This window comes from Pseudarthrobacter sp. PS3-L1 (assembly GCF_030063285.1).
In the GTDB taxonomy this organism is placed as follows: Bacteria; Actinomycetota; Actinomycetes; order Actinomycetales; family Micrococcaceae; genus Arthrobacter.
Genome location: NZ_JASISU010000011.1, coordinates 1 through 10,042, shown reverse-complemented (window position 1 = coordinate 10,042; position 10,042 = coordinate 1). Strand labels below are relative to the sequence as shown.

Here is a 10,042-nt window from a genome sequence, read left to right as displayed (position 1 = left end):
CGGGATTCCTGCTCCCCCGGCCCTGAGCTTTTCCGCGAGTGTCCCCTGCGGGGTAAGGACCACTTCAAGCTCGCCGGAAAGGTACTGCCGTGCAAATTCCTTGTTTTCGCCCACGTAGGAACTGACAGTGCGCCGGATACGGCCGTCGGCAAGCAGGATACCCAGCCCCCAGTCGTCTACCCCACAGTTGTTGCTCACCGTCTCAAGCCCAGTTGCACCACTGGCGTGCAGGGCCCGGATCAGGCTCACAGGGATGCCGCACAGCCCAAAGCCGCCAACGGCCAGGGTGGCACCATCCGGGATATCGGCCACAGCAAGGCCAGCGCTGGCCACTACTTTGTCAATCATCGTTGATCTTCCCCGTCATTTGTCCGACTATCTGGCTGTTCGAGTGCATGCTCTGTTGATTGCACCCCAGCATCTGGGCCTGCCCGCCACCGGCGGGGCCGAATCACCGAAAGTGTGCCCTAAAGGCCCAGTTCGCGGGCTATCAGCATCAACTGGACTTCTGTGGTGCCTTCGCCGATCTCTAGGATCTTGGAGTCCCGGTAGTGGCGGGCCACTGTGAACTCGTTGATGAAACCGTAGCCGCCGAACACCTGTGTTGCATCCCTGGCGTTGTCCATGGCCGCCTCGCCCGCCACCATTTTAGCTATGGCTGCCTCAGCCTTGAAGGGTTTACCGGCCAACATCCGGGCAGCTGCATCGTAGTAGGCCAACCGGGCAGTGTGCGCCCGGGCCTGCATGCGGGCAATCTTGAAGGCGACGGCCTGGTGTTTTCCGATGTTCTGCCCAAAAGTGGTGCGCTCCTTGGCATACTGCACGGAGAGATCCACGCAGCCCTGGGCCGCCCCGGTGGCCAGCGCCGCGATGGCGATTCGGCCCTCATCAAGGATCGCCAGGAAGTTTGCATACCCACGCCCGGCCTGGCCCAGGAGGTTTTCCTCAGGGACCTGCACGTCCCGCAGCGTCAGCGGGTGGGTATCGGAGGCGTTCCACCCAACCTTGTTGTAGGCCTTCTCTGCAGTGAAACCCGCGGTGTCAGTGGGGACCAGCAGCGTGGAAATCTCCTTCTTGATGCTGCCGTCGGCGCGCTTCGACTCGCCTGTCACGGCGGTGACTGTCACGAGTTTTGTGATGTCCGTGCCGGAGTTGGTAATGAACTCCTTGGTGCCATTGATGGTCCACGTTCCATCCTTCAGCCGCGCCGTGGTGCGGGTTCCACCCGCATCTGAACCAGCTTCTGACTCGGTGAGGCCAAAGCCCGCGAGCGCCTTTCCTGAGGCCAGAAGCGGAAGCCACTGCTCCTTCTGCGCATCCGTTCCGAACCTGTGGATGGGCATGGCGCCAAGCGAGACACCGGCTTCGAGGGTGATGGCGACTGACTGGTCCACGCGACCCAATTGTTCAAGGGCCAGGGAAAGCGCAAAGTAGTCGCCACCCATTCCGCCGTGCTCTTCCGGAAAGGGCAGTCCAAAAAGTCCCATATCGGCCATCTGCTCCACCACGGCATACGGGAAAGTATGGGTTTCATCATGGAGTGCTGACACTGGAGCCACCACCTCATCGGCGAAAGCCCGCACAGTGTCGCTAAGGTCCTGGTGTTCCTCGCTGAGTGCGTAATCGGTCATGATGTGGCTCCTTTGCCAGTGGATGGAATGTGGTCGGGTTCTCTTTGGCCATGCTGTGGGGTGCCCTGCGTGGAGTCCTGGGGCGTGATGATGGCCACAAGCTGGCGGGCTGCAACAGTGTCCCCAGCCTGGACTGTGAGGTGGACGGTTCCGGCAACTTGGGCGACCAGCTGGTGCTCCATCTTCATGGCCTCCACGGCCAAGAGGACAGTGCCGACGCTCACCACGTCACCCTCCGCCACGCCGAGCGACACCACCGTGCCCGGCATGGGCGAGCGGACCTCAGGGTCTGCGGCTGCGTCTTCGTGGTGCAGGGCCGCTAGCGACCTAGCCAGATACTCACTCCTGGTGAGCATGTCCACCTGGCAGGACCACCCGGCGTTGCCAAGGAAAAGTGTTGCTTGGCTGCCCGCCTGTGGGTGGGGATCCACTGCCACTGCATAGGTGCTGCTGCTACCTTCAGAGGAAATGACTGCCGCCGTGGAACCTGCTTCCCAGCCGAGCCCAGCCTGCAGCCACGGACCGGCATCAACTGATACTTCAGTGCCACCGTGGCCAGGTGATTCGCGCAGCTGAACCATCGACACACTGCCGTCGGGGAGTCCGAGCCGGATCCGGTTGGGTTCCCGGCCACCGAGGCGCCACCCATCACGCCGGTTCCAGCCGCCCGCGTGATCTTGATGTTTAGTCCGCCCATCGCGCTCGATGGCCGTGTGGCGCTGACTTATCAACGCTGCCGCCACCACCTCAGCGCGGCCGACACTGCGGAAGCTGAATGTGGGCATCCGGCGTTCGATCAATCCAGTATCAAGCCGGCCAGCCTGAACATCAGGGTCGGCCAGGAGAAGCCGCAGGTATTCGACATTGGTGGGCACTCCCAGGACTGCGAAGTCTGCGAGCGCTGCGTCTAGGCCGGCAAGGGCCGCCTGCCGGTCAGTCCCCCAGGAAATGACTTTGGCCACCATCGGGTCATAGTCAGCAGTCACCACCAGCCCGGGAACCAGCGCGGAATCAATGCGCAGACGGCCGTGTGCGGTCCCGGTGGAAGTGGCGGCCGTGGGATCGTCCTGCCGGAAGGGCTCTCCTGTGGCGAGGATTGTTCCGGCGGCCGGCAGGAAATTCTGAGCAGGACGCTCGGCATATACGCGCGCTTCGACTGCGTGCCCCGCCAGAGTAACCTCGGACTGCTGGATTTCCAGGGCATGGCCAGCAGCAATACGCACCTGCCACGAAACCAGGTCCAACCCCGTCACCATCTCCGTGACAGGATGTTCCACCTGGAGCCGCGTGTTCATCTCCATGAAAAAGAACTCGTCAGGAGCATCGTCGGACACGAGGAACTCGACCGTACCTGCTCCCTGGTAGTTGACACTGCGGGCTGCCTGGCACGCCGCTTCACCGAGGCGTTCGCGGACGGAAGCGCCGTCGTCGAGCCCTTCCAGAAGCGGCGACGGTGCTTCCTCAATCACTTTCTGGTGCCTGCGTTGAAGCGAACACTCGCGCTCGCCCAGGTGGATGACGTGGCCGTATGTGTCGGCAAGGATCTGGACCTCAATGTGGCGCGGGTTTCTCACCAGGCGTTCGAGGAAGAGAGTGTCATCACCGAAAGCGCTTCGTGCCACACGGCGCGCCATTGCCAGCGCTCCGGGCAACTCCTCGGGGTCCTCAACGGCCAGCATTCCCTTGCCGCCACCACCGGCTGAAGGTTTGATCAGCAACGGGTAGCCGACACTGGCCGCGGCACCCGCCAGTGCGTCGTCGCTCATGCCCGCTTCCGCGATGCCCGGCACCACGGGGACCCCGTATCCGGAAACATGGTTCTTGGCGCGAATTTTGTCACCCATGACCGTCAATGACTTCACATCGGGTCCAATGAACACAACGCCGGCTTCCTCGAGCGCACGGGCAAACTCTACGTTTTCACTGAGGAATCCATAGCCGGGATGGACGGCTTCTGCACCCGTTTCACGGCAGGCCTGAAGAACCGCCTCAATGCTGAGGTAGCTCTGCGCAGCCGGTGCGGGCCCAAGGCGCACAGCACGGTCTGCCTCCTGCACATGCCTGGCCCCTGCATCAGCGTCGCTGTAGACCGCTACCGATTCAATCCCCAGCTCGCGCAAGCTGCGGATGACCCGGCACGCGATCTCACCACGGTTGGCGACCAGGACTGTGCGAAAAAGTGGCAGCCCACCGGTTGGGCGTACTGTGGCGAGTTTTGATGTCTGAGTCATGGCGGCATCACATTCTGAATGAGTCATGGCCGCATCACATTCTGAAGAGGCCGAAGGACGGCTCGGGCAGCGGAGTCCGGGAGACGACGTCGAGGGCCAGCCCCAGGACGGTCCGGGTATCGGCGGGATCGATGACCCCGTCATCCCAGATCCGGGCGGTGGAATAATAGGGGCTTCCCTGGTCCTCATACTGTTCCCTGATGGGAGTCTTGAAAGCTTCCTCGTCAGCGGCGCTCCACTGCGTACCTGCTGCCTCGTGCTGATCGCGCTTGACGGTTGCCAGGACGCTGGCAGCCTGGTTGCCGCCCATCACGGAAATCCTGCTCGCCGGCCACATCCAGAGGAATCGGGGGGAATAGGCACGTCCGCACATGGAGTAGTTCCCGGCACCGAAGGAACCCCCCACGACAACTGTCAGCTTGGGGACCCTGGCCGTGGCCACTGCCGTGACCATCTTCGCCCCATTCCTGGCGATACCCCCGTGTTCAGACTCCCGGCCCACCATGAAACCAGAGATATTCTGCAGGAAGACAAGGGGTATGCCGCGCTGATCACAGAGCTCGATGAAATGCGCGCCCTTGAGGGAGGACTCGCTGAACAGCACGCCGTTGTTGGCAACGATGCCTACCGGGTGGCCGTGGATCCAGGCAAATCCGGTCACGAGTGTTGTGCCGTAGGTCCTCTTGAACTCATGGAAGCGGCTGCCGTCTACAAGGCGCGCAATCACCTCGCGGACATCGTAGGGGGCATTCACGTCGGTTGGCACGACCCCGTAGAGCTCTGCCGGATCTGCCACAGGTTCCGCAACTGATTGCGCCACGGACCAGGCTGGGGCAGCGGGCAACGGCAGCGTCTCCACAATGTCCCGGACAATCTGCAGGGCGTGGGCGTCATTCTCGGCCAGATGATCGGCGACTCCTGAGATGCTCGCATGGACCTCGCCCCCGCCCAGCTCCTCAGCGCTGACAACTTCGCCGATGGCCGCCTTTACCAAGGGCGGTCCGCCCAGGAAGATGGTGCCCTGGTTGCGGACAATCACTGTTTCGTCACTCATGGCTGGAACATAGGCGCCACCTGCGGTGCAGGAACCAAGGACGGCTGCTATTTGCGGGATACCAGCGGCAGACATGGTGGCCTGGTTGAAGAAGATACGACCAAAATGTTCACGGTCGGGGAAAACCTCATCCTGCTTCGGCAGGAACGCACCCCCAGAGTCCACGAGGTAGATGCAGGGCAGGTGATTCTCAAGGGCAATTTCCTGCGCACGCAGGTGCTTCTTGACCGTCAGGGGGTAATAGGTACCGCCTTTGACCGTAGCGTCGTTGCATACCACCATGACGTGGCGACCCGCCACGATGCCGATTCCGGCGATCACCCCCGCTCCCGGGGAGTCACCCTGATACATGCCGTCCGCTGCCAAGGGGGCAATTTCGAGGAAGGGACTGCCATCATCCAGCAGTTGTGCCACCCGGTCCCTGGGCAGCATCTTGCCCCGTGCCACGTGGCGTTCACGGGACGCCAATGGTCCACCCAATGCTGCCCGCTCCAGCTTGTCCGCAAGTTCCCCCGCCAGCGCGGCCTGAGCAGAGAAGAATGCAGCAAATTCCGGCCCATTGGCTTCAACTCGGCTCTTCAGCGTCTCCATCGACAGCTCTTCTCCTTGCCTGCATCAGGTGACGCACCGCTACGCTGCAGTGCCTGATTTTTTTGGGTTAGTCCCTAATAACTGAATCTAGGTTAGTCTCTCTTAACTGTGATGTCCACCACGCGCGTGGCTTGCTAGAATCAGTGCGCCCCGAGGAGAAAAGTGCCCACCATCAAGGAACCACACGCCACCCCCGCGCCCACCCCGCGCAGCCAGGCCAAGGAACATCGCCGTCAGGCTCTCCTTGATGCTGCAGCCACGCTGTTCGCCGCGCAGGGGTTCAACAGAGTCTCGCTGGAGGACCTGGGCGCCGCAGCTGGCGTAAGCGGACCTGCCGTTTACAGGCATTTTTCCGGAAAGCAGGCAGTCCTGGGGGCGCTTTTACGCTCAGTCAGCCAGGACCTGCTGACGGGCGGCAGATTAGTCGCTGACCAGACACCCAACCCTGCTGTTGCCCTGGCGAGCCTGGTGGAATTCCATGTTGACTTCGCGCTGGAGAATGCCGACGTCATCCGCGTGCAGGACACCGACTTCACCTACCTCAGCGAAGGCGATCAGGCTGCCGTGCGTTCCCTTCAGCGCAGTTACGTTGAAACGTGGGTAGGACTGCTCGGTGAAGTGCGCCCCGGTGTCGATCTCAACGAACTCCGGCTGCGGGTTCACGCAACATTTGGCCTCATCAATTCCACCCCGTATTCGGTTCGACGCCACGGCCGTAGGGTTTCCGTCACACCGGCACGTCCAGTGCTGGCCGCAATGGCCCTGGCAGCACTCCATGCAGACGTTTCAGCCCAGGCACCCAGCGTCTGACACGTCAGCCATTCATCCAGTGAGCCTGCCCTGCAGCGGGCCCGTCGTTCACCCTTAGCTCGCCTAGGTCGCCTAGGTTGCCCAGGTCGCCTAGGTCGCCCATAGGCGGGTACCCCCGTGGCCATCTCATCCCAGGACAGCTGCGCACGCTGTCCCGGGATTCCCCTGTTTCAGATCATTGTCAGGATCATTGCTGGATCCGCCAGCATGGTGCCCACATCTGCCAGGAACCGAGAACCCTGCTCTCCGTCGACCACGCGGTGGTCGAAGGACAGGCTCAGCGTCATAACCTGACGCAGCGCCACCTGCTCCTGGTACTCCCATGGCGTCTTTCGGACAGCCCCCATGGCCAGGATTGCAGCTTCCCCTGGATTGAGGATGGGCGTACCGGCATCAATCCCAAAAACACCGATATTGGTGATGGACACAGTACCCCCGGAGAGGTCAGCCGGGGCGCAGCCACCGGAGCGCGCGGTATCGGCCAGATTGGTCAGCGCTTCCGCCAGTGCGTGCAGTGACAGCACCTCGGCATCCTTGATGTTTGGCACCATCAACCCCCGGGGAGTTGCCGCAGCGATCCCCAGATTGACGTAGTTGAACTGCACTATCTCCTGTCGCTCCCCGTCCCACCGCGCGTTCAGCGTTGGACTGCGCTTCAGGGCCACTAGGACTGCCTTGGCCACAAACGTCAACGGCGTCAACCGGACGTCAGCGAATGACCGCGTCTGCTTCAGCCGGGCGAGCAGGTCCATGGTGGGTGTCACATCAACGCTCAAGAACTCGCTTACATGCGGCGCCGTGAAAGCGCTGGAAACCATGGCAGCTGCGGTGTGCTTGCGCACGCCCTTGATCGGGGTGCGCACTTCGCGCTGAGCCCGGCCTGCGTCGACGGCCTCTTGCGCGCTTGCCGAGTTGACGTGCGAATGTTCTGCATGTCCATCCCGTTGGCCGCCCTCTCCGCGTGCGGCGGCCTGGACATCATCGCGGGTAATGAGCCCCGATGCTCCGCTGCCTTCAACGCCTGCTAGCTCGATTCCGAGATCACGCGCCAGCTTCCGAACGGGCGGCGTTGACCGCGGACGCTCTGACGCCTGCGCGCTGACCGCAAGCGTCGGTGCAGAACTCTCCGGTCTGTGGACAGCCGCTGGGCTAACCTGTGCGACGCGGGCCATGGACCGACGACGACGGACCGGATGCCCTGATGCTTCCAGTACAGCTCCGTACCCCACCAGGTTCGGCTCGCGCTGCGCGGGAGGCTCTTCACCGGCCGCTACCGCTGCGGCGGCTCCGCTGTCATCGGGCACTTCGAAAGAGACAATCGGTTTGCCTACTTCCACGACTGTTCCGGCTTCTTCATGCAGGACAGTCACGACGCCGGCAAAAGGTGAGGGCAGTTCTACTACGGCTTTTGCCGTCTCAACCTCGGCAATCACTTGGTTGAGGGCGACAGTATCTCCGACACTGACCCGCCAGCTGAGAATTTCCGATTCCGTCAAGCCCTCCCCCAGGTCGGGAAGTCTAAATTCCTTGATCATCACGGCGCTCATCCTTCCAGTCCGCTCAGTGAGTGCGGCCGGCCAAGAGTACGGTCCACGCCATCGAGAATTCGGTCCAGGTCCGGCAAATGGTGCAGTTCCAGCTTGGACGCAGGGTAGGGAATGTCGAATCCCGTCACGCGCACAGGTGCCGCCTCCAGGAAATCGAAGCATCGCTCCGTAATGCTTGCCGCAATTTCGGCCCCGAGCCCACCTGATTGCGCTGCCTCGTGGGTAATGACCAGCCGGCCAGTTTTCCGCACTGATGCCTCGACTGCCGCGAAGTCAACGGGGGCGAGCGAGCGAAGGTCAATGACCTCAACAGTCACACCATCGTCAGCGGCCGCCTCAGCAGCATCCACGGCAGTCTTGACCAGGGGTCCGTAGGCCACCAGCGTCACATCTGCTCCTGCCCTGAGGACGCGTGCATGTTCCATGGACAGGGCGGTCTCGATGTCTGCTGCCTCGTCCACCTCGCCTTTGTCGTGATACCTGCGCTTGGGTTCGAAATAGAGTACCGGGTCGTCGCAGGCGATGGCTTGCTGGATCATTGTGTAGGCGTCCTGCGGGTTGGAGACGCTGATGACCCGCAGCCCCGAGGTGTGCGTGAAATAAGCTTCCGGGGATTCAGAGTGATGCTCGGGCGACCCGATCCCGCCGCCGAAGGGCACACGGATGGTGATGGGCATCCTTACTGCCCCTTGCGTGCGGTAGTGCAGCTTGGCCACCTGGCAGACAATCTGGTCGAAAGCAGGATAGATAAAACCGTCGAACTGTATTTCGACCACTGGGCGGTATCCACGGTAGGCAAGCCCGACGGCGGTTCCCATAATCCCAGCCTCCGCCAGCGGGGTATCAATGACCCGGTGCGTACCAAAGTCTTTCTGCAGGCCGTCGGTGATGCGGAACACTCCACCAAGGGAACCGATATCCTCCCCCATAAGGACCACTTTGGGATCATCATCCATCGCCCTGCGGATACCCGAATTGATGGCCCGAGCGAACGTCATACGGGTCATCGCTGCTGCCCGCCCGTCACGATCGCAGACCGACCATCATCAGGTTCAAGCATAGCCAGGTACCTCCCGTACTGCTCCTGCTGGCGATCCAGCCAAGAATGGGGGGTGCTGTAGACATGGGCGAAAATGTCCATGGCTTCCGGTTCCGCCATGCCGATGCAGCCCTTGCGGATCTCCCCGGCGACGGTGTCGGCTTTACCTTGAATCCGGGCGGCCACCTCGGGACCTAAAGCTCCTTCGCTTTCCAGCAGGACCCTGATGCGTTCAATCGGATCCTTCGCGGACCAATCCTCAAGTTCGTTGGCATCGCGATACCGCGTGGGATCGTCGGCTGTTGTGTGCGGTCCCATTCGGTACGTGACAGCCTCAATGAACGTGGGTCCACCACCGCGGCGTGCGCGGTCGAGAGCAATTCTGGTGGCAGCCATGACGGCAAGGACATCGTTGCCATCGACGCGAAGGGAAGGAATCCCAAAACCTGCTGCACGGTCTGAGAGCTGGACCGGGGACTGCAGCGCTACAGGTTCCGAAATGGCCCAGTGGTTATTTTGGCAGAAGAAAACAACCGGGACCTGGAAACTGGCCGCAAACACCATTGCCTCATTGACGTCGCCCTCACTGGTGGCGCCGTCGCCAAAATAGGCAATGGCTGCTGAGTCCGCACCGTCGCTCTGGATGCCCATGGCGTAGCCGGTGGCATGCAGTGTCTGGGCTCCAATGATGATCTGGGGCGTGGCCATGTTCACCGTGTAGGGGTTCCAACCCGACGATGAATTACCGCGCCAGACCCTGACGATGTCCGTCAGGTTCACACCACGGCAGTAGGCAACACCGTTTTCGCGATAGCTGGAGAACACAAAGTCATCACTGCGCAGTGCCCTGGCAGAACCAATCTGTGATGCTTCCTGCCCCAGCAGTGGCGGCCACAGCGCCAGCTCGCCCTGGCGCTGGAGGGCAGTTGCCTCAACATCCAGCCTACGGATAACAGTCATGTCCTCGAAGAGCGACAGCAGGTGTTCGTGGTCCATATCCTGAACCCATGGATCAAACTCCGGGTTGCTGATCCGCTCTCCATGAGCCGTGACCAACTGCACCATCTTCTGGTCAGTGTGATCGAGGGAGTCTCGGTCAGCGCGCTGCGGCGCTCCCTGGGGAGAATGGTCCCGGGCGC

General features: G+C 61.9%; 8 protein-coding genes. 1 reads left to right on the top strand and 7 read right to left on the bottom strand.

From position 1 onward, the window contains the following. From QMG79_RS16500 to QMG79_RS16485, 4 genes are all read right to left on the bottom strand, one after another. Positions 1–348: CoA transferase subunit A (locus QMG79_RS16500; RefSeq protein ID WP_283539720.1), on the bottom strand; the 348-nt coding region annotated here is incomplete at its 3' end. 119 nt (positions 349–467) lie between these two features. Next, the gene (locus tag QMG79_RS16495) at positions 468–1,631 is read right to left on the bottom strand and encodes an acyl-CoA dehydrogenase family protein (protein ID WP_283539719.1); all 1,164 of its coding nucleotides are present in this window, start codon (positions 1,629–1,631) and stop codon (positions 468–470) included. Next, on the bottom strand, positions 1,628–3,862 hold the full coding sequence (locus QMG79_RS16490; RefSeq protein WP_283539718.1) for an ATP-binding protein: 2,235 nt from the start codon (positions 3,860–3,862) through the stop codon (positions 1,628–1,630). The genes QMG79_RS16495 and QMG79_RS16490 overlap by 4 nt, the downstream gene beginning before the upstream one ends. Positions 3,863–3,896: 34 nt before the next feature. Beyond that, positions 3,897–5,507, bottom strand: coding sequence for a carboxyl transferase domain-containing protein (locus QMG79_RS16485; protein WP_283539717.1), 1,611 nt, complete (start codon positions 5,505–5,507; stop codon positions 3,897–3,899). A 162-nt stretch (positions 5,508–5,669) separates the two neighbouring features. On the opposite strand from QMG79_RS16485, the gene QMG79_RS16480 reads away from it, so the two are divergent. Then, on the top strand, positions 5,670–6,317 hold the full coding sequence (locus QMG79_RS16480; protein WP_283539716.1) for a TetR/AcrR family transcriptional regulator: 648 nt from the start codon (positions 5,670–5,672) through the stop codon (positions 6,315–6,317). 170 nt (positions 6,318–6,487) lie between these two features. On the opposite strand, the gene QMG79_RS16475 is transcribed toward QMG79_RS16480, so the two are convergent. From QMG79_RS16475 to pdhA, 3 genes are all read right to left on the bottom strand, one after another. Next, the gene (locus QMG79_RS16475; protein ID WP_283539715.1) at positions 6,488–7,852 is read right to left on the bottom strand and encodes a dihydrolipoamide acetyltransferase family protein; all 1,365 of its coding nucleotides are present in this window, start codon (positions 7,850–7,852) and stop codon (positions 6,488–6,490) included. An 8-nt stretch (positions 7,853–7,860) separates the two neighbouring features. Beyond that, positions 7,861–8,871 carry an alpha-ketoacid dehydrogenase subunit beta gene (locus tag QMG79_RS16470; protein WP_283539714.1) on the bottom strand — a complete coding sequence of 337 codons (1,011 nt, stop codon included), beginning with the start codon at positions 8,869–8,871 and terminating at the stop codon, positions 7,861–7,863. Next, positions 8,868–10,042, bottom strand: a 1,175-nt coding sequence (pdhA, locus tag QMG79_RS16465; protein ID WP_502934768.1) for a pyruvate dehydrogenase (acetyl-transferring) E1 component subunit alpha, incomplete at its 5' end; no start/stop codon positions are given. The genes QMG79_RS16470 and pdhA, both read right to left, overlap by 4 nt.

Excerpts from the sequence above, each read along its gene's own strand:
- QMG79_RS16490 (WP_283539718.1), bottom strand. The coding sequence starts at position 3,862 with ATGACTCAGACATCAAAACTCGCCACAGTACGCCCAACCGGTGGGCTG.
- QMG79_RS16470 (WP_283539714.1), bottom strand. The coding sequence starts at position 8,871 with ATGACCCGTATGACGTTCGCTCGGGCCATCAATTCGGGTATCCGCAGG.
- QMG79_RS16475 (WP_283539715.1), bottom strand. The coding sequence starts at position 7,852 with ATGATCAAGGAATTTAGACTTCCCGACCTGGGGGAGGGCTTGACGGAA.
- QMG79_RS16485 (WP_283539717.1), bottom strand. The coding sequence starts at position 5,507 with ATGGAGACGCTGAAGAGCCGAGTTGAAGCCAATGGGCCGGAATTTGCT.
- QMG79_RS16495 (WP_283539719.1), bottom strand. The coding sequence starts at position 1,631 with ATGACCGATTACGCACTCAGCGAGGAACACCAGGACCTTAGCGACACT.